Below are 20,485 nucleotides of genomic sequence, written 5' to 3' on the forward strand. Positions count from 1 at the left end.
TAGCGTTGGATCGCCCTAAGAAGGTAGCGCCTCGAGAAGCGCCTTGGTCCGCGCCTTGATAGGCTCTTCCATGAACCGGTCGGTATGGATGTACAGCCTGTTCTCCTGGACGGCATCGAACACCATCCGGCCGACATCGTCGATGCTGGTGCCCTTCTGCAATGCCTGGCTGATCAGCTCCCTGCGCTCGGCGCGGCGCTTCTCATGCTCTTCGGAAAGCTCGACCGAGCCCTTCGGTGCGCCTTCCATCGAGCGATGGATCACGTTGGTGGCGACCGGCCCCGGGCACAGCACGCTGACCCCGATCCCGCTCGAGCTCAGCTCCAGCGCGAGCGATTCGGACATTCCCACGACCGCGAACTTGGTCGTGCAATAGAGCACCCCCGAGCTCGTCGCGGCGAGGCCCGCGCCGGACGAGGTATTGACGATATGCCCCTCCTCTCCGCGCGCGATCATTCGCGGCAGGAAGGTCTGGATGCCGTTGATCACGCCGTTGAGATTGATCCCGATCGTGAAATCCCAAAGGTCGTAGCTGAGCTTGCCGGCGGTTTCGGCGACGATCACGCCGGCGTTGTTGAACAGCAGGGATACCGGTCCCAGCGCCTTCTCGGTGGCATCGGCTGCCACCGCATAGGCATCGCGATCGCGCACATCGAGCTCGAAGGTCTCGACCTGAGTGACCTCCTGCAGCTCCGCCCTCGCACGCGCGAGGCCCTGGGCATCGCGGTCCGCCAGGGCCAGCTTGACACCGGCCCGACCGAAGGTTCGCGCGATCCCCAGTCCGATCCCATTCGCGCCGCCGGTGATGAACGCCGTGCGACCCCGCACATCCTTCATTGAATCTCTCCTGTCTGTCGTTCGAGCGCCGGCCACCTGGTGGGGAAAGCCGGCGATGGCCCGGCGCCTCAGCCGGCCTTTCCGTACATCGTGATGACGCACGCGCCGCCCATGCCCATATTGTGCTGAAGCCCTAGCCGCGCGCCCTCGACCTGGGTCCGATCGGCAGTGCCGCGCAGCTGACGCGTCAGCTCATAGCATTGCGCCAGGCCGGTCGCGCCGATCGGATGTCCCTTGGACAGCAGCCCCCCGCTGGGATTGACCACATGCTTCCCGCCATAGGTGTTCTGCGCGTCGCGGATATAGCGTTCCGCCGTGCCGACCGGCGTCAGCCCCAGCGCTTCATAGGCGACCAGCTCGTTGGGCGTGAAACAGTCATGCAGCTCGACGACATCGACATCGTCGGGCGACACGCCCGAGGCCTCATAGACCTGATCGGCGCCGGCCTTGACCATGTCGAAGCCGATCAGGCTGACGAGCGAGCTCTGGTCCCAGGTGGTCTGGAAATCGGTCGTGAGCGACTGGGCGAGGATCTCCACGGGCGCATCGATCCCGCGCTCCGCCGCGAACTTCGGCGACACAAGGATCGCGGCGGCCGCACCGCACGTCGGCGGACAGGCCTGGAGGCGCGTGACCGGCCCGGAGAGCTGCGGCGATGCCAGCACCTCCTCAACCGTGATCGGATCGCGGAAGACCGCGAGCGGATTGTTGGCCGCATGGCGGCGCGCCTTGACCGAGATCATCGCGAAGGTCTCGTCCGTCGCGCCATATTTGCGCTGATATTCGAGTCCGGCGCCGCCGTAGAATTGCGGCGTCGGCGGCTTGCTCGGGTCGTATTCCTGCAGTTCGAGGAACTTCTTGCCGTGCAGCGCCATCGTCCGCTTGCGATCGTTGAAGACCGAACCAAGCGCGCCGGGCACCATCTGCTCGAACCCGAAGGCGAGCGCGCAGTCGACGGCGCCCATCTCGACCATCTGGCGCGCGAGGTAGAGCGCGCTCGAACCCGACGAGCAGTTGTTGTTGACATTGACGACCGGGATCCCGGTCGAGCCGATGCGATAGAGCGCGGACTGGCCGGCCGTGGAATCGGCATAGACATAGCCGGCAAAGGCCTGCTGGACCTGGTCGTACGCGATGCCGGCATCGTGCAGCGCCATGCGGATGGCCTTCTCCGCCATGACGTCCCACTCTTCGCTCTGACCCGGCTTGGTGAAGGGGATCATGCCCACCCCGGCCACCCGAACATTTCCCATGAATGAAGCTCCCCGATAATCGCCTGAAGACGCCGCCCGAGACGGGCGGAACTGCCGCGCGCGGTTGCGCGGCGTGTCCGTCATGATTTCAGCCTGATGCCTATGCCCTGCGCCGGCGGCCTGCCCTGGTCGGGACGCGGTGCGCCCCGCAGCTCGGCCATTGATCGCTCTCCCAACTTCTCCTTTCCGCATCGATCGCTGTTCAGAGCGAAAGGCGCGCCGCCGTGCGGCCGCCGCGTCGCTCCGACCTGCGCGATCCCACGGGTCTTCAAACCCGACGCTAGGCCGGCCCCGCTGCCGCACGAAATGCAAAGCAAGGAGGTGCAATGCCTGTCAGGAATGCCCCCGCGCCGTCGGAAGCAGCAACAAGCTCGCAGCTCAGCCATTCCCCACAGGCATGTACGATGTTCCTTAATCCGACCTCAGCGCACCCACCTCCCGTTAAGGTCGGGCGCGAACGAGCAACCAGTCGAGCTTCGGCCAGCCCGGATATCGCTCGACGCGCCGAGGAGGGTGGATTTGGGCAACAACGGGCCGAATGCCGAGGCGACGACCGCACCGCTGCCGATCGGCGACCTGCTCGCCTATCACGCCGCAAGGGGCCCGGCGCGGCCGGCGGTGACATGCGAGGACGTGACCATCAGCTATGGCGCCCTCGACGCCCGCTCTAGCCGCAGAGCGCGGCAGTTGGCGCAACTCGGCGTCGCCGAAGGCGACGTCGTGACCGTGGCGCTGCCGAATAGCCCCGAATTCTACGAGATCGTCTTCGGGATCTGGAAGCTCGGAGCGACGCCGAACATCGTGTCGTCGAAGCTGCCGGCGGGGGAGCTCCAGGCGATCGTCGAACTCGCCGATCCGCGGCTGATCATCGGCGAGGAACATGCGCGCGTCGGCGGCAGAGCCTTCCTCCAGGCGGGGACCGCTCCGAGCAGCGAGCTCTCCGCCGAGCCGCTTCCCTCGAAGATCGCGCCGCGCTGGAAGATCATGACCAGCGGCGGCTCGACCGGCCGGCCGAAGCTGATCGTCGAGAAGCGCTCGGGCGTGCATGACCCGAGCAGGCCGCCGCCCGGCCAGCTGCTCGGCGAAACGATGCTCAACCCCGGCCCGCTCTATCACAACGCGCCGTTCCTGCTCTGCGCGCACGCCCTCTTCTCGGGCGGCCATGTCGTCGAGCTCGGAAAGTTCGATCCGCTGCGCGCGCTCGAGCTGATCGACCGCTACCGGGTCAACTTCGTCAATCTCGTGCCGACGATGATGAGCCGGATCTGGCGGCTCCCCGACGAGCAGCGCAAGGCGTTCGACCTTTCGAGCCTGAGGCTGGTGTACCACACGGCATCGGTGTGCCCGCAATGGCTCAAACAGGCCTGGATCGACTGGCTGGGTCCGGACCGGATCCTCGAGGTCTATGGCGGCACCGAAGTGATGGGCGGGACCATCATCACCGGGCGCGAGTGGCTCGAGCATAAGGGGTCGGTCGGGCGGGCTTATCCCGGCTATCGGATGCGCATCCTCGACGAGAACGGCAAGGAATGCCCGCCCGGCGAGATCGGCGAGATCTACTTCCTCCCGGAGGCCGGCCCGAACTCGACCTATGAATATATCGGCGCTCAGGTGAAGGCCTCCGGAGGTTGGCAGACCTATGGCGACCTCGGCTATGTCGATGCGGAGGGATATCTCTACATCGCCGACCGCCGGACCGACATGATCGTATCGGGCGGCGCCAACATCTTCCCTGCCGAGGTCGAGGCGGCGCTCGATCAGCACCCGGATGTCCAGTCCTCGATCGTGATCGGACTTCCCGATGCCGATCTCGGCCAGCGCACCCATGCCATCGTCCAGGTCGCCGACGACGCGCGCGAACGCACCGACGCCGATGTCCTCCGCGCGTTCCTCGCGGAGAAGCTGGTGCGCTACAAGATCCCCCGGACCTTCGAGTTCACCGACGACGATCTGCGCGACAGCGCAGGCAAGGCACGCCGGTCGCAACTGCGCGAGGAGCGCATCGCCTGCGCCGCATGGTCTCCTGCGCCGGTCACCGGCCAGCCGTCGATGCCCTGAGCGAGATAGCGCCGCAATTCCGCCAAGCCGATTTCCGTGACGAGTTGTGTCAGTGCGTATGCCGCGGTCGCAGGAAGCAACGCGGAGGCGCCGCATTCCGGTCGTCGCAGCACGGCCGGCCGCCGGCACGCGCGGCGCATTCAGCATCGATCATGAAGACGGCCCAGTCATCGCGGACAGCGCGACTTCCCCGGCGGCGATTCCACCTTCGCACTCGAGAAGTCGGGTAATGGCGTCAGAGGCTATGTCCTGTCGTGGGGATGAGCCGAGCATCGCGTCATGATCGGCGGGGACACCGCCGTCGCTCTGCAGAATGTAATCGATCCGGGTGCGATCGATCCCCGTCGTGTCAACAATTGCGGGCTGAGGACCACCAAGGTTTGTCACCAGAGTCCGCGCGCCGGCTTCCGCGACCAGCCGGTGGCGTTCGCGGCCGACGGTCCATACTTCCACCCGGCCTTCCGTAACTTGCACATCAGCCCCTCCGGCGAGACGGCGGACCGAGAAAGCGGTGCCGACCGCACGCACGCGCACGTCGCCGGCGGCAACGACGAAAGATCGCCGCGCATCCTTCGCTACCTCGAACCATGCCTCGCCCGCCTCCAGCCGCACATCGCGGCGCGTCGGCCGGAAGTCGATCTCCAGCGTGGTGGCGGTGTTCATCGTCGTGATCGATTTGTCGCTGAGCGGCACCTTGCGTATCTCGCCGAGAGCGGTCTGAATGCACGTCGGCCCGGGCGACAGCAGGGTCCATCCGACGGTAGCCGCGATCAGCGATGCCGCAATCGCGCCGCCGCCCCATAGGAAGCCGCGCCGGGTCGGCGATGTTACCGACGCGTCCTCCAGCGCCAACGTTCGATGCGCCGGTTCACCATCGGCGAGGGCGCTGGCCCAGTCGAGCATCCTCCAGGCCGCGGTCGCGCGGAGAATGCTCCGCGGTGCTGGTCGTCGACTGACGCATCACCGTACAAGCTGGGAGAAGGGCTCCGTAGAAGCGCTGCTCCGGAACTCTTTCGTGCGGTCCTTTGGACGGGGATTACATCTGAATGCGTAGGCCGACGGATCGGAAATGCAGGTCGAAGGTATTGTTGGCCTTCACCTTGTCGCCGCCGTCGACCGGGTTGTCTGTATTTCACGGCTGATGTCCAGGATCGGCTGATGGATGCCCTCACCGCCGCACACAGGGGCTAGGCGCTACGAGGTTAGATCTAGAACAGACGCGTCCGTGACGGAATCCTAGAGAAGCACGGGCGGCTTGCTTCGAGCGATCCACGGGGAGGCTTTCTCGTAAGCATGTCCCAGCTGCAACACCGCGAGATCGGCGTTTCTCGGCCCGATGAGCTGGATGCCGATCGGCAGGCGGGCAGGTCCGCCGAAGCCCGCCGGTATCGCCAGCACGGGGAGTCCGGCCATGGTCGGCGGAAGGGTCACTTCCATCCACCTGTGATATGAATCCATTTCGACCCCGGCGATCTCGCGCGGCCAGTGCTGCTCGACGTCGAAGGGAAACACCTGGGCGGTCGGAAGGGCGAGGAAGTCGAACGTCTCGAACGCCTTGCGGAACGCCTCGTAGATCCGCGTCCGGCCCTCCGAGGCCTTGGCAAGCTGCGGCCCCGTCAGCGCCAAGCCGCCTTCAACCTCCCAGATTGCTTCGGGCTTCATCAGCTTCCGCTTGTCCGGATCGTCGTAATAACCCTGCAGGTCCGCGCCGACCGACCATTGGCGCAGCGTCACCGCGGTGCGCCACATCGCGCGCGGATCCTCCGCCAACCGCGCTTCGTCGACCTGCATCCCGATCGTCCGGAACGCCGCCAGTGCCGCCTCGCATGTCTTCAGGACGCCCGGCTCCATCGGCAGCGCGCCACCAAGGTCGCCGAGCCAGCCGATGCGCCTACCCCTCCAGTCGCGGTCGAGCGGTTGGGCGAAAATCCTCGGGTCCTCTGCCAAGGCGAATGGTGCGCGCTTGTCGGGTCCGGCCTGAACGGAAAGGAGGAGGGCGAGATCGCCGACGCTACGGGCCATCGGCCCCGAGGTCGCGAAATTCTGCCAGAACAGGTCGCTGTTCGGGATCGACGGTACGCGCCCCCAGGACGGGCGAAAGCCGAAGACGTTGTTCCATCCGGCCGGATTGCGCAGCGATCCGCCGAAGTCGCTGCCGTCCGCGACCGGCACCATCCGCAATGCGAGCGCCACCGCGCCGCCGCCCGTGCTGCCCCCGGCCGACTTCCGTGGATCGAAGGCGTTGCGGGTCGTCCCGAACACGGGATTGTACGAATGCGATCCCAGCGCGAATTCGGGCACGTTGGTCTTGCCGACGAAGATCGCGCCGGTCGCGCGCATGCGGCTGACCACCAGCGAGTCCGCAGTCGGCACATTGTCTTTGAGAATGGGCGATCCTTGCGTGAACGGAATCCCCTTTGCCGGGGCGGTATCCTTCACGGCGTGCGGGAAGCCATGCAAGGCACCCCGGAAGCGCCCGGCAGCCGCTTCCTCGTCCAGCGCAGCCGCTTGGGCGAGCGCTGCCTCATGACCGATCCGCGATATGATGGCATTGAACTGCGGGTTGAGTGCATCGACCCGGGCAAGGTGGGCCGTCATAAGCTCGCGCGCGGACAGATCCTTCTTCCTCAGCGCCTGGGCCAAGGAGATTGCGCTCATGTCGAGGATGTCGGTCGTGCGGGCTGGTCCACTCGCAGCAGCCAGCACCGGCGCGGAAACGACGAGCGCGGGCGCGGCTGCCAACACGTCGCGACGGCTCAATCCGAAAGCGGGAAGATCCACGCCATTCACTTTTCGATCTCCCTTGTCACAGATGTGCGTCGTACGATGCGAGCACAGCCGCGCATCCCGAACGTCAGAACTTCACGCGCGCGCCGACGGTGACGAAGCGTCCGACGGTATCGTAGAACGGCGAATATAGCGACGCGATCGGCGGATTTTTGTCGAACAGGTTGGAGACGTTCGCATATACTTCCATCTCCGGTCCGCTCGAGGTCGGAATTTTCGTACCGAGCTGGAGATCGACATAGGTATAGGCCGGAACCCGGTTGTTGGTGATGTTCAGGTTGCGGTTGTAGAAGCCCGGAGAGATGTAGCGCAGGCGGACCAGTCCGCTGAACTGCGGATCAGAATATCCGATGCTGCCGTTCACGCGCCATTCCGGCATGCCGAGCACGAAGGCGTAGCTGGTGTTGTTGAGATATTGCACGCGCGCGACGCCGTCATAGGTCGTCAGGCTGTCGACCCACGTTCCGATCACGCGGAAGTTCAGGTTCTGACGCTTCGCCGAGTTGAGCGGCAGAACATAGGCAAGTTCGGCGTCGATCCCGTTGGTCTTGTACTCAGCCAGGTTGACCGAAGCAGAGACCACGCGAGTGAGGTTGCCGTTAGAATCGCGGAACACGCGCGCGCACAGGTCTTGATTGCCCGCAAAGCACCGCGAGACCAGATCCTGCGCACTGATCGTGGTGATCACGTTGTTGATGCTGATGTCGAAATAGTCGATCGACGCAGTCAGTCCGCGCAACGGCGACGCGGTAATGCCACCCGTCCAGGTGTCGGCCTTTTCAGGCGTGAGCCCGGAGAAGCCGCCGCCGTTCACGAGCGTCAGCACGGTCGTATTCTTCGCCGGGTCCGAGACGTTGACATAGCTGATCGTCTGATTGGAGTAGAGTTCGCTGAGCGTTGGCGCACGGATGTCGCGCGACCGGGTGACACGGCCGATCACGCCCGGCACGAATTCGTTGGTCAGGCCGACCTTCCACGACCAGATCGAGCCGCTGGTGCTGTAGTCGGAGACGCGCACCGCGCCGTTGAGGTTGAGGTCGCGCAGAAGCGGCAGGCCCTTCGCCAGCGGGATCAGGCCCTCCGCGAACGCCTCCTTCACGGTGACGGAACCGAACAATTGCGCGAAGGAGAATGTCGTGAAGGCGCCCGCCTGGTCGAGCGCACCCGACCGCTGGACGACAGACTCCTTGCGCCATTCCGCGCCGACCGCGATGGACACCGGACCCGCCCAGAGATCGAACGGTTCGCCGCGCAGGCTCACGCCGGCATTGTCGAGCTTCGTCGTCGACCGCAGTTGCGGCGTCCCGGTGACATAGGCCGCGGCCGCGGCGGAGGGTGCGCCGTTGCCGAACAGGTTGATGGGCACGCAGTCGGTCGACGGATTGGTCAGGGCGATGCGGCAAATCGGCTGACCCGTCGTCGGGCTGATGACCGAATCGACCGCATTGTTGAAGTTGGTGGTCAATCGGAAGCCGGGCGTGTCGAGATTATTCTGGTACTCGCCGTGGGTATAATAGGCGCTATAGCGCAGACGGCCGTCGGCCAGCTTTCCGTCGAGGGCAAGGGTTCCCTGTACCGTCTCGCGCTCGACGTCGATCGTGCTGTAGGCGAAATCAGAGTTGAAGCGGCCCATGGTGAAGCTGGTCTGGCCAACTGCCGCAAGCTGCGCCTTGATCTCGGGACGGAGAAAGGCGTTGTCGCTACGGATCGTGATGTTGCCGCGATTGTGATCGCCGAACCAAATATAGTCACCCCAATAGCGTGAGTAGCGCACGTCTGCCGTCAGGGTCGCGTCGTCGAAGATCTCGTAGGAGATTCTTGCCAGCGCCGAGACGCGGTTCTGCGGTGGGCTGAGCGGGCTGAGATCGTCGTCTGACGGCGCCTCGCCACCGACCATGTTGGACCCGTTGACACTACCAAGGTCGAGCGCGCGCAAGGTCCCGTCGGGATTGAAGCCGAAATTGCGCAACACGCCCGAGGTGATGATCCCCCCGACGAACGCGTTCGCATAGCCGACGTCGGGGGTCAGCGTCGATGTGCCGTTGCCGTTCGCCAGCGGCACCCAGCGCCCCGTGTTCGGCCGGCTGGTCTTCGGGGTGATGCCCTCGTTCTGCAGATACTCGCCGCCGATCATGAAGTGGCCGCGACCACCGGCGAACTTCGTACCGAACGCGCCTTCGAGCCGATATTGCGCGCCGTCGCCGTAGCGCGACACGCCACCCTCGGCGCCGAGACGCAGGCCGGTCAGGTCGTTGTCCAGAGTGATGTTCACGACGCCCGCAACGGCGCCCGATCCCCATGCGGCGGAAGCGCCGCCGGTGACGATATCGATCTTCTTTACCAGGACATTCGGGATCGTGCTCAGATCATTGTCGCTCGAAAAGCGGCGTCCGTCGAGAAGGACGAGCGTACGGACCGCGCCGAGGCCGCGCAGGTCGACCGGGAAACGGCCCGCCTGCGCGTTCGTACCCGACGTCTGCGGCGACTGACCGGCCTTGAACTGTGGCAGGTCGGCAAGCGCGGCGCCGACATTGGCGCGGCTGGCCACCGACAGTTCCTCGGCACTGATTTGGGTGAGCGGGGTCGGGGATTCGAAGCCTGGCCGATCTATGCGCGAGCCCGTGACGACGATGTCCGTGGACTGCTCCGCTGCTTCGCTCTGGGCCGGCTCGTTCGCAGCCGCGTCCGTCGCGGACTGCGCGGTGGCGGACGTCGCAGTTACGCCGGCGACAAGAATGACCGAGCAGCCAGCGAGCCAGGTCGTTTTGCGGCCGAAACGAGACGTCGTCTGCGACATGTTATCCCCCGGGGGCTTTATCGTTGGCTGTTCATCGGCCGGAACGGCAGCATTTGCCCTCCCCCATTCTCGGCGAAGGCGACAGTGAGGGCCGGAAATGGCCGCCGAAACATCCAATTTCATCAGACATCACCGGTCCAATTGGGTATTTGCGCCTCCACCAAGCCGCGATGGGTGATATCCGCGCGGTTCTACACGCCATGATCTTCGCCGCTGCCGCTCCGGCTTGGGAGAAGATTCAGGCCGGCAGCCTCGCGGCTCGCCCGCGCAATCCGCGCTGACGTTGAGTTCGTGATTGGGTAATCGACCCGGGCGAAGCTGAGCGATGCCGGAATATCTTCTCTGGCCGCTCGGAATCAGCGCGACCCGTCATGGTCCGGCAGCAAGGTCAGCGTCGACAATTCGTCGGCCGCAATCTCCGACCGGCCACCCGTCAGCCCGGTCAATACCAGGGGGGTAGGTAGACGGGGAAGAGCGATAGGCGGTGAGGCCTGGCCAGTCCCCGAGCCCTGTCCTCATTCGCTGGCAGAGGCCGCGGTCTTCGGCAGCACGCCGTCGAGATAGCTGGGGAGCGCCTTTGTCGCGCCGCCGCGCCAGCCAGACGCCACCCGCGGCGAGATAGCTGGGGCCTAGGCCCAGCAGGCCATAGGCGATCTTGATCGCTCCACGCGGAACCAGCCGAAATGAAGCGTGCCAAGCGATACGAGCACACGTTCGCCGAGGTTGTTCTCGCGCGCCTGCTTGGCTGCGCGGTTCGGGTCTCGGCTTCTGCTACAATGTTGCGCGCGGCGTGGCCGGCCTCGCCCCGCTCGCCGTAGCGGCAGCATCGCCTCGCGCCCACTCGCCGATGGCCTTGGCTGAGGCTGTCTCATCAAGCGCCGGAAGTAGCATCCGCCTTGATAAGATTGGTGAGCAATGCCGTCATCGCCTCACGACCGGAATCGGTGAGATTCACAATCACGCGGCGATGATCTTCCGGATCGGGTCGGCGTCGTATCAGCCGTACCTCCTCGAGCCGGTCGATCCGACGCATCGCGCCGGTAGAGCTTTCGCCTGAGACAGCCATGAGCTGTTTCACGCAGACGACCCGTCGCTCCTCCCCTGCGATGAACAGTTCGAGCATCATGTCCCAGGCGGAATCGCGGAAAACGCCCTTCGGAAAATAGGCAGCGCATTTCGCCCGCGCATCCATCACCCGGTGGGCGAAATCCAACAGGGGGCGCCAAGGCATGAAAGAGACCGGTGGCCGCGTCGCTGGCTCTGGTCGGCCGATATGGCGAGGAGCAAGCCGGTCCACGTCGACGGCCTCTAACGGGTTCGACAAGGTGTCGGTGACAGCACGCGGCTTCATACGATCAACACCGATTTACTCCTCGCGAAACGCTAGCCTCGAATTGGTAAAGAAGAAGTTAACACGCCAGTATTAAATATACTTTTCAAATACTAACCATAAGAACTTCAGATATATAAGTCCTCTAGGCTATGGCTTCGCCAGCGGTCGGCTGAAAGCGACCGTATTTGAGCCAATGCACGATTTGGTGGATGCCGCTGTCGTGGGAGCCCTTGAAAAGGACGATATCGCCTACCCTTAGAGCGCTCTGCAGCTGCGACTTGAGTTCCTCGAGCGAGGCGGCGAAGCCGCCGCGGCGCGCAGGAGCCAGCGCTTCCCAGAAGCCAATATAGAGGCGGCCGATGACATAGACACGATCCACGCCCGATGCGTTCACCAGCGCGGCAAGAGCGGTATGGTAGGTCCGCGCATCAGCGCCCAGCTCGAGCATTTCGCCCAGGACGGCGATCCGTCGCGCCGCAGCCTTTCTGGCGAGCAATCCGATCGCCGCTTCCATCGAGCCGGGGTTGGCGTTGTAGGCGTCGTCGATCACGGTGACGACGCCTCCGCTCACCGGAAGCAGAAACTCGTCGCCCCGGCCGGCGAGCGGCGTGAAGCCGCGCAAGGCAGCGACGCCTGGTGCCAACGGCAGACCCAATGCCGACAGCACCGCGAGCACGGCGAGGCTGTTGAGCGCCATATGCTCGCCCGGAGCCGCGAGCGGATAGCGAATGTCCCCTTCCGGCGTGCGTGCGGCAACGATCGCCTCTTCGGGATCATGATCGAGCAGCCGGAACGCCGCCTCCGCCGAGCGGCCGAACTCGATCGTCCGAAGCCCTCGGGCCTGCGCCGCATCGTGGACATAGGCCCATTCGGTCATGTCGCGGTTCAGGACGGCGACGCTCCCCGGCGCCATGCCTTCGAAGATCGCGCTCTTGTGCTCGGCGATCGTCCGCAGGTCGCGATGATATTCGAGATGCGCGGGGAGGACGTTGGTGAACACCGCGACGTCCGGCCGCGCCAGCCGCGCATTGTGCCGCATCCGTCCGATCGCCAGTTCCAGCACCGTATGCGGCGTATCCCAGGGGATCGACGCGAGGTTCCAGGCGATGCCGTGCGGCAGGTTCGCGTTGCGGCGCGTCCGGCCGACCGGGCCCCATGGCGCCAACGCTCGGGTGAGCATCGCGACGACCGTGGTCTTGCCGGCACTGCCGGTGACGCCGATCACCTTGCCGGTCATGTGTGCGCGGGCATGGGCACCGAGCGCGACGACCGCAGCGTCCGAGTTCGCGACCGACAGGATCGGGGCGTCGCTGGTCCGAACGGCGTCGGGCGCTGTGGTGATGAGCGCGGCCGGGGGGTGGGAAAGCGCAGCGAGCCGGGACGGCGGGATGCCGCGCTCCTCGCCGGGCTGGCGGACCACCACCATGTCGCGCGCGCGCATGGCCGGCCCGAAGATGCACAATCCTCTTGCCGACCAACCCTCCGGCGGAGGCACGATCCAGCGCCCGATGGCAGCGCGGGCGACCGAAGCGGCGGTCCAGCCGGACTCCGTGTCCACGCTTTCGAGCAGGTCTTCATGCCCTGCCGGGCGCTCGATCAGATATCGCCGGTAGGCGATCAGCCCGGACAGATAATGTTCGACATCGTCGATCCGGATCCGGAACGCATGATGACGGATGAAGAAGCTGCCGGTGATCTTCGCCGGATCGGCAAAGAACATCGCAAGCTCGGGCCAGAAATGGCCGTTCAGCAGGTAATGGGCGCGGAAATGGAGCGCGCGGTAGAATTTGGGAAGATCGAAGCCGGCGAGGAGATGCCTCGACGCCGCGTCGGCCCGCAGGCGCGAGACCATGCGCTCGGCCGCCATCATCAGTTCGAGCAGTGTCGGGAAGGTCGTGATCCGCTCGAGAACGAAGTCGAGGTGGTTGGCGATGTTGGCGAGGCCGAAGCGGAAATATTCCTCGCGCGGCCGGTGCCGCGTGAGCTCGTTCGCGCAGTAGCTCAGCCAATGGTCATGCGCCTGCCAATGCTCGGACCGGATGAAATGGCCGAACGCGCGCTCCACCGCCGCCAACCAGCGCTTGTCCCCGGTCAGGTTGAACAGACGCATCAGCCCGAAGGCGGCTTCGCCTTCGTAATAGATGATCCGGAAAGGCTGCTTCACCTCCAGCGAAGGATGGTGGAGGACATGGACGAAACGGCCGGACGTCGCGTCCTGCATATGGAGAATACCGAGCGCCAGCTTCTCCAGCAGCGGCCGATAGGCGTCGGTCGCCATCAGTTCGCTGTACTTGACCAGCGCGAGCAGGCAGACCGCGTTACCGCCGAGCTTGATCTCCGCTCCCGGGTCGACGAGGAACGCCGCGTTCTCGCCGCCCGGCAGCACGGCCGGCTTGATCAACTCACCGGTGAGATAGGCGAGCGCGCGATCGATCGCGCCCTGCAACACCGGATCGCGCGTCACCTCCCAGGCTTCCAGCATCGCGTAGAGCGAGCTGGCGTGGCGCAGGCTGTTGTAGGAGGGGATCGGCCGATCGAAGCAGGGATGCCAGCCATAGTGGAAGCGGCCGTCCTCCCGGACCTGCGAGGCGAGATAGCCGCTCCCGCTGCGGATGAGGTCGAGCAGCAGGTCCGGGTCCAGCCGGGCGATGCTGCGCCGTCCGGCGTCGCGCCCCAGTCTGTCGAGACGGTGCAGCGCCAGGTCGTCCCCGACGAACAGGCCCTTCGTCGAGAACAGCCAGACCGGGGTCTCATCGTCGAAATCGACTGCCGCGAGCCCGTGACGCTGCGCGGCGTAACGGGTGAAATTCCCTTCATTGACGACCGCGGTCGGCACCGTTGGGCCGCCGTAGAGCATCGCGTTGGCGTTGAGCTCGGTCTCCAGGAAAGCGCATTCGAACCCTGCGTCGAGGGCGATGCCGAGCCGGAAATAATTGCGCTTGGTCCGCGCGAGCCGCGTGCGGAGATCCTTCCAACATGTCCGCTCGGCGGCATTCACCCAATCCACCCGCAGCCACCGCGCGTCCCTGCGCTCGCGCAGCCGCTCGGCGCCGACGGCCCAGGCGGCGTCCGCGTCCGGCCCGCCGACCGAGAAGGTGGTCGCCCGCCCACTGCCGTCGGTGAAGGAGAAAAAGAGAACGGACCGCGCGACGCCGTCCAGCATGAACGAAGGGCTGTCCCGGACGTCGGGAGCAAGGCGGGCGAGCCGGGCCTCCAGCGCCGCGCTCATCGTTCGCGCAAGGCCTCGCGCGCGCGGTTGAGCGGCTTCAGCAGATATTGGAGGACGGTCTTCTGCCCCGTGTGGATGTCGACGGTCGCGATCATGCCGGGAACGATCGGGAACCGCTTGCCCGCCTTGTTGACCAGCGCGTCCGAGCTAGTGCGGACGAAGACCCGGTAATAATAGATCTCCGGATTGACCTCGTCGCGGATCGTGTCGGGAGAGATGCTCGTCACCTCGCCCTCGAGACCGCCGTAGATCGAATAGTCATAGGCCGTGATCTTGACGCTGGCGCGCTGGCTCGGATGGATGAAGGCAATGTCGCGCGGCGCGATGCGAGCCTCGATCAGCAATTTGTCGTCGAGGGGTACGATCTCCATGATCTTGCCGTTTGGTGGCACGACCCCGCCGATCGTCGAGACCTCGATGTTCTTGACCACGCCGCGCACCGGCGAGCGCAGCGTCAGCCGCTGGAGCGTGTCCGAGCGGCCGCGCACCACCGGGGCGAGCGCCTCCATCTCCTCGCTCATCTTGGCGAGGTCCTGCCGCGCCTCGACCAGATATTGCGAGCGGATGTCCGATTTCTTGAGCTGGAGCTCGGCGCGCTGGCGCTGCAGCCGCAGCACCTCAACGTTGCTCGCCGCCCCCACCTGGATGAGCGATTCGCCGATCCCGACCTCGCGGTTGATGAGGCGCAGCGATTCGTCGACCAGCGCGACCGAATCGTTGAGGCTGCGCAACCGTGCTTCGTGGAGGCGCGTCTCGGTCGCCTTGAGCTCCGGATAGGCGTCGAGCTCCACCGGGAAGCTGAGCGGGGTGCCGTTCACCTCCGCGCGCAGCCGGGACACGGCGGCGAGCGCTGCGCGGTATTTGGCGGCGCTTTCCTCGACGGTGGAGCCGGCCTGGGTGGGATCGAGCTGCGCGATAATCTGGCCGGGCTGGACGATGTCGTCCTGGCGCACCATCAGCTTCGCCAGAATCCCGCCCTCGAGCGATTGGAGCACCTGTTCGTGGCTGGTCGGCACCACCCGCCCGCTGCCGGTCGCGACCTCGTCGAGCTTGGCCAGCCAGGCCCAGGCAAGCCCCGCGACAAACAGCGCACAGAGCAGCCATATGAGCCGCGACGAGGTGGAGAGGCGCGCGCTGCCCTCGTCCACGAAATCCGGACCGGCGACGGCGATCCCGCCACTCATGCGGCCTTCCCCCTCCCTTCCTGCATGGTGCGCAGCGCCGCATCCTTGCGGTCGTCGAGCACGATCGCGCCGCCGTCGACGACGATGATCCGCTCAACGAGGTCGAGCGCACGCAGCCGGTGCGTAGCGACCACCACGGTCCGCCCCGGACTCCATTGTTTGAACTGCTGGATGAAATGGCGCTCGGCCATCTCGTCCATCGACGCGGTCGGCTCGTCGAGCAGCACAACGGTCGGCTGGCGCACGAGCAGCCGGGCGAGCAGCACTGCCTGGATCTGCCCACCCGACAGCCCGACGCCGCCCTCCTGGACCACATGCTGCAGCCCGTCACGCAGGCGGCGGATGAAATTGTCGGCACCTGCCATGGCGAGGGCAGCCAGGATTTCTTCGTTCGTCGCATGGGGTGCGCCGAGGGTGACGTTCTCGCGGAGCGTGCCGTGAAACAGGCGGCTGCTCTGGGTGAGCAGGCCAACGTCACGCCGGACGTCGGCCGGATCGATCTGGTGGAGCGCGAGGTCGTCGAGCAGCACCTCACCCGACACCGGCTGCAACATGCCCGACAGACCCTGGAGCAGCGTTGACTTGCCCGCGCCGTTGCGGCCGAGCACTGCGATCCGCTCGCCCGGCGCGATGTCGAGCTCGCGCACCGTCAGCGCGGGCGGCGAATTGGGGTCGGCATAGCGGAACACCGCCGCGCGGACCGCAAAGCCGCCCGCGACCGACGGCAGCTGGATACGGTGCTCGTCGTCAGGATTGTCGACGGGCAGCGCCATGATCTGATCGAGGCTGCCCATTGCCACGCGCGCCTGCTGGAACCGGCTGAGGAGCTGGCTGACCTGTGCCATCGGCGCCATCATCCGCGATCCCAGGATCGACGCGGCGACCAGCGTGCCCGTGGTGATGTCCCCTGCCATCACCATCGGCGCGCCGAAGAGGATGGTCGTCGCGTAGACGGCGTTCTGGACGTTCTGCGTCCAGACGGTGAGGCTGTTGGTCAGCCCGCGCAGCTTGAGCTGCGCCTCCGCCGCGACCGAATTGTAGTGGTTCCACTGGAGCTGGAAACGGTTCTCCGCCTGCAGCGCCTTGATGTCCTCGATGCCCTGCACCGCCTCGACCAGGATGGCGTTGCGCAGCGAGGATTCGCGCGTCGCCTCGGTCGCATAGGCGCGGAGGTGGCGCTGCGCAGCGAGCCCGGGCAGCACCAGCAGCACCAGTGCCCCCAGCGGGATCAGCACCAGCCAGCCGCCGATAGACCAGAAGATGGCGAGGAACAGGACGAAGAACGGCAGGTCGGCGACCGCCGCGACGGTGGTCGAGGTCAGGAGGTCGCGCACCTGATCGAGATCGCGGAGCTGCGCGATGAAGCTGCCGGTGGAGGCCGGCCGCGCGCGGTTGCGGACGCGCAACGCATGGCCGAACACGCGGTCCGACAGGCGCAGGTCGGCGCGCTTGCCCAGCACGTCGATGATGCTCATCCGCAGCCGCCGCAGCAGGAAGTCGAATCCGATCGCGAGCAGCACGCCGGCGAAGAGGATGTAGAGCGTCGGCAAGGACTGGGCCGGCACCACCCGGTCGTAGACCTGCATCGAGAACAGCACTCCGGCCAGTGCCAGGCAGTTCGCGACCAGCGACGCGACGAGCACATGGCCATAGGCGCCGATGTCCTGCATGAGGATGCGCCGCAGCCAATGCTCCTCGTACGGGCGGATATAGGCGTCGACCCGCGCATCGGGCGCCGAGCGCGCCGGGCGAGGCACGACGAACAGCTCGGCATCGCCAGTCAGCGCGGCGAGCGGCATCCGCGTCTGCATGCCGCTCTCGCCGGTCAGCGTCAGGCTCGCCTCCCCCTCGCCGTCGATCGCGGTCACGAGCGCAAGGTCGCCGCTCGCGAGCCTGACGATCACGGGCAGCCGCCAGCTCGTGAGCCGCATCGCCTCGGGCCGGACGAAGCGCACGCTAAGCCCGACGGCGCGGGCGAGTGCCCGCACGCGCCCTTGCTCGTCATCGCTGCCGCGCCACAGGCCGGCGAGCTTCGCGGTCTGGACCGACACCGGTAGCCGGAAATGCTGCGCCGTCTGCTGCAGCATGTCGAGCCACGCCTCGAGCTCGACCGCTTGCGGCGGCCGGGGCGGCAGGTGTGCGTTCACAGCGTCACTCCCCGGACGACGGTGCCGCTGAGGCCGAACGCCGCGCGCGCGCTGCCCGAATAATAGAGGCAGTCCACCTCCAGCCGGCGGAGGTCGTGCGACGTGTTTGCAGCATCGAAGCGGACCTGATGGAGTTCCTGCTCGGCATTGAGGAGATCGACCAGCGTCCGGGTCCCCATTTCCAGATATTGCAGGCGATAGAGCCGCCCCGTCTCCGCCATCTTGGCCTGGCGCGATGCCAGCGTGTCGAGGAGCTGCGAGAAGCTGGCGATCTGCTGCTGCGCCTCGGCGAGGCGCTGGCCGGTCTCGTTGCGGGCGTCGGCGACGGCCGCCTCGGCGGCGGCGAGCGCAAAGGCGGCACCACGCTGGCGGGCCCTGAGCGCGCCGCCGCTGAACACGCTGCTCGAAACCGAGAGCCCGAAATTATACTGGCTGCGGTCTGAGAAGGGCGAGCTGAGGTCGGCCGCGGCTCCGCCTTCGACCGAGAGGGTCGGCATCCGCTCGGCCCGGCTGCGCTTCAGGTCGGCGCTCGCTTGGTCGCGCCCGGCCTCGGCTGCCATGACCGCGGGGACCCGCGCCCAATCGGGCGTCCCGCCCAGACAGGCGGACGCCAGCCACTGCGGCACGTCCGGCATCACCTGCGGCGGAGCGTTGCGGCCGAGCAGGAAGGCGAGGTTGCTCGCCCAGCGCCGCTGCGCGGCCTCGATCTGGGTGAGGGTCGCCTCCGCCGCCTCGACCCGCGCCTGGGCCTGGAGCGCATCCGATCGCGTCGCGGCCCCGCGCGTGTAGCGATTGCGGACGAGCTCGCTGATCTGTCGGACGCTGGCGAGCTGATCCAGTGCCACCTGATGAAGCGCCACGCCGCGCTGTACCTCGATCGCCGCATAGGCGGTGTCGCGGATCAGCCCGTCGATCGCCAGCAGGACCTGCGCCTCCCCGATCCGGGTACCCGCGCGGGCCGATTCGACCGAGCTCGCGACCTTGCCGAAATCGTAGAGCATCTGCGATGCCGTGACCTGCGGCCGCGGCCGCCATTGGTTGCTGAGCCGGTTGTCGTAGCCGGAGCCGACCCCGGCCCTGATCTGCGGATAATAGCCGGCGCGGGCGACTTGCACCTCTTCGGCGCGGGCATTCAGTCGCCCCACCGCCTCGATCACCGACGGATGCCACGCCACCGCTTCGCGCGCCGCACTCTCCAGCGTTACTGGACCGGTATTATCGGGGGCAGCGCCTGCTGTTCCGGAGGCGCACAACAACAGGATGCTGCAAGCGAAGAGGCTGGAAGGGACGCGACGGACACGACTCGCCATAAGTGGCATTATCCTTTGGGCCACAACACTTTCGCCCAAACTGATTAAAGATAAGCAAAAAACGGGTGCCGGTTCAAGCCAACCGACACCCGTACATGTAAAATTCTATTATTTATCAGATTAAATGAGTAGAATTTATTTGGTCTCTTTCGGGATCATCGACAATAGTAATGTATGACAGTGGATCATTAACTTCAGATTGAACCGTCATCACTTCAGTGGTATTTGGTATACCATTATCAGTATCGGCTCCGATTGTCGAATCGTCCTTCGGTTCGTCGAGATAAGCCTGGAGCACATTCTCGAGATCACCGCGTCCCTCGAACATGTCATAGAGGAGTGAGGCCATCGTCGACGGATCGGCACCGGCGGCTTCGGCCGGCGCGGCAGCGAGGCTGCCCAACTCGATCACATCGGCCGTCTCCGCACCGAATGTCGTGGCCGCGAATGCAGCGAACCCCGTCGTTCCAGCGCCGGAGACATCGATGGTGACGTCGAGCGTGGCGGCCTCGGTCCGTCCATCCGGCGAGACGAGCTGATAGGTGAAGCTGTCGATCAGGTCCGACGCCGAATGCGGCAGGTCGGTGCGGGGCGTGTAGCTATACTCGCCCGTCTCGCTGACCGTCAGCGTGCCATAGAGGCCGGTGATCGCCCGTCCGCCATCCTCGACCTCGACGAACCCGGTCCCGTCGTTCACCCGCAACGAGATGAACGCCGAACCCAGCACGTCATTATCAAGCAAATCCCCCGTGGCTTCGGTCGTGCTTGCCACTTGGAAATCGTCGAAATGAGTGATCGTCTGACCCAGATAGACGTTGGTGTTGAAGCCGAGGCCCACCGTGTTCGTGCTCGACACCTCGAACGTGTAGGTGCCCGGCTCCAGGTCATCGACCGTCAGGCTGAGACCCGCGCCCAGCCCAAGAACATTGGCCAGCGCAACCTGGGTCACCGTCTCCACTACCGCGCCGCCGGCGTCTTTGACCGTGACCGTGAAGGTCGGCAGGACGGACAGCGCCCCTCCTCCGACCGCGATGATCGTGACGTTGGAGCTGGTGTTCGCTGCGACCGTGAAGGTGTCGCTGCCTGATCCGGTCGAAGGCAAGATGACGAGTCCCGGACCGGTATTGAAGTTGAACTCGACCGCCGGATCGATCGTGTCGACGACATTCTCGTAGATGACCCCAGCGGCCGCCTGATCGTCGTTGGCGACAGGAGCGCCGGTGATGTCGTCGCTGCCGATGGTGATGGTGAGATTGGCGGTCTCCAGCTCACCATCGCTGTCGCGGATGGTGTACTGGAACTGCTCGGCCTGCCCGATCGCCGACGCGTCGGCATGGGGCGTGTAGGTGTAGCTGCCGTCGAGATTGATCACCAACGTGCCGAATTGACCGGTGACCGTCGTTCCGTCCGCGGTCACATCCGTGGTGACGCCGTTCACGGTGACGCTGTGCACGACCGTCGCCGGGCTCACCACGTCGACTTCGCCGCCGGGGCCGGCATCGGTGATGACATTGCCGCTCGCCGGGATCGGATCGGCATTGGGAGGCGTG

At 65.7% G+C, this 20,485-nt stretch carries 12 protein-coding genes; 1 reads left to right on the top strand and 11 read right to left on the bottom strand.

What is annotated here, in order from left to right:
* Positions 1–15: 15 nt before the first annotated feature.
* A complete protein-coding gene (locus AC2YHA_RS19225) occupies positions 16–837 on the bottom strand; it encodes an SDR family oxidoreductase (protein WP_487402929.1) in 822 nt (273 codons plus the stop codon).
* Between the two features lie 68 nt (positions 838–905).
* Positions 906–2,090: a lipid-transfer protein gene (locus AC2YHA_RS19230; protein ID WP_487402930.1), complete on the bottom strand. Its 1,185-nt coding sequence runs from the start codon at positions 2,088–2,090 to the stop codon at positions 906–908.
* A gap of 519 nt (positions 2,091–2,609) precedes the next feature.
* Here AC2YHA_RS19230 and AC2YHA_RS19235 point away from each other — a divergent pair.
* Positions 2,610–4,148, top strand: coding sequence for an AMP-binding protein (locus AC2YHA_RS19235; RefSeq protein WP_487402931.1), 1,539 nt, complete (start codon positions 2,610–2,612; stop codon positions 4,146–4,148).
* A gap of 150 nt (positions 4,149–4,298) precedes the next feature.
* Here the strand turns inward: AC2YHA_RS19235 and AC2YHA_RS19240 are convergent, their stop codons facing one another.
* The 9 genes from AC2YHA_RS19240 to AC2YHA_RS19280 form a co-directional block, all read right to left on the bottom strand.
* Complete coding sequence (locus AC2YHA_RS19240; RefSeq protein ID WP_487402932.1) at positions 4,299–5,051, bottom strand: FecR family protein; 753 nt, start codon at positions 5,049–5,051, stop codon at positions 4,299–4,301.
* 333 nt (positions 5,052–5,384) lie between these two features.
* The gene (locus tag AC2YHA_RS19245) at positions 5,385–6,929 is read right to left on the bottom strand and encodes an amidase (protein WP_487402933.1); all 1,545 of its coding nucleotides are present in this window, start codon (positions 6,927–6,929) and stop codon (positions 5,385–5,387) included.
* Positions 6,930–7,002: 73 nt separating this feature from the next.
* A complete protein-coding gene (locus tag AC2YHA_RS19250; RefSeq protein WP_487402934.1) occupies positions 7,003–9,855 on the bottom strand; it encodes a TonB-dependent receptor domain-containing protein in 2,853 nt (950 codons plus the stop codon).
* Between the two features lie 748 nt (positions 9,856–10,603).
* Positions 10,604–10,945, bottom strand: a complete 342-nt coding sequence (locus tag AC2YHA_RS19255; protein ID WP_233783824.1) for a winged helix DNA-binding protein — start codon at positions 10,943–10,945, stop codon at positions 10,604–10,606.
* A 262-nt stretch (positions 10,946–11,207) separates the two neighbouring features.
* Positions 11,208–14,294: a Mur ligase family protein gene (locus AC2YHA_RS19260; RefSeq protein WP_487402935.1), complete on the bottom strand. Its 3,087-nt coding sequence runs from the start codon at positions 14,292–14,294 to the stop codon at positions 11,208–11,210.
* A complete protein-coding gene (locus AC2YHA_RS19265; RefSeq protein ID WP_487402936.1) occupies positions 14,291–15,478 on the bottom strand; it encodes a beta-barrel domain-containing protein in 1,188 nt (395 codons plus the stop codon). Before AC2YHA_RS19265 ends, AC2YHA_RS19260 begins: the two co-directional genes overlap by 4 nt.
* The gene (locus AC2YHA_RS19270; protein ID WP_487402937.1) at positions 15,475–17,625 is read right to left on the bottom strand and encodes a type I secretion system permease/ATPase; all 2,151 of its coding nucleotides are present in this window, start codon (positions 17,623–17,625) and stop codon (positions 15,475–15,477) included. The genes AC2YHA_RS19265 and AC2YHA_RS19270 overlap by 4 nt, the downstream gene beginning before the upstream one ends.
* Positions 17,622–18,800 (bottom strand): TolC family protein, encoded by a 1,179-nt coding sequence (locus tag AC2YHA_RS19275; protein ID WP_487402938.1) that lies wholly within the window; start codon positions 18,798–18,800, stop codon positions 17,622–17,624. Before AC2YHA_RS19275 ends, AC2YHA_RS19270 begins: the two co-directional genes overlap by 4 nt.
* A 250-nt stretch (positions 18,801–19,050) precedes the next feature.
* On the bottom strand, positions 19,051–20,485 hold a 1,435-nt coding region (locus AC2YHA_RS19280), incomplete at its 5' end, for a BapA/Bap/LapF family large adhesin (RefSeq protein WP_487402939.1).

The organism is Sphingomonas sp. SRI_018 (assembly GCF_057586275.1).

Bases quoted from the DNA above. Each gene is read 5' to 3' on its own strand.
- AC2YHA_RS19225 (WP_487402929.1), bottom strand. From the start codon at position 837: ATGAAGGATGTGCGGGGTCGCACGGCGTTCATCACCGGCGGCGCGAAT.
- AC2YHA_RS19230 (WP_487402930.1), bottom strand. From the start codon at position 2,090: ATGGGAAATGTTCGGGTGGCCGGGGTGGGCATGATCCCCTTCACCAAG.
- AC2YHA_RS19240 (WP_487402932.1), bottom strand. From the start codon at position 5,051: ATGCTCGACTGGGCCAGCGCCCTCGCCGATGGTGAACCGGCGCATCGA.
- AC2YHA_RS19250 (WP_487402934.1), bottom strand. From the start codon at position 9,855: ATGAAATTGGATGTTTCGGCGGCCATTTCCGGCCCTCACTGTCGCCTT.
- AC2YHA_RS19260 (WP_487402935.1), bottom strand. From the start codon at position 14,294: ATGAGCGCGGCGCTGGAGGCCCGGCTCGCCCGCCTTGCTCCCGACGTC.
- AC2YHA_RS19265 (WP_487402936.1), bottom strand. From the start codon at position 15,478: ATGAGTGGCGGGATCGCCGTCGCCGGTCCGGATTTCGTGGACGAGGGC.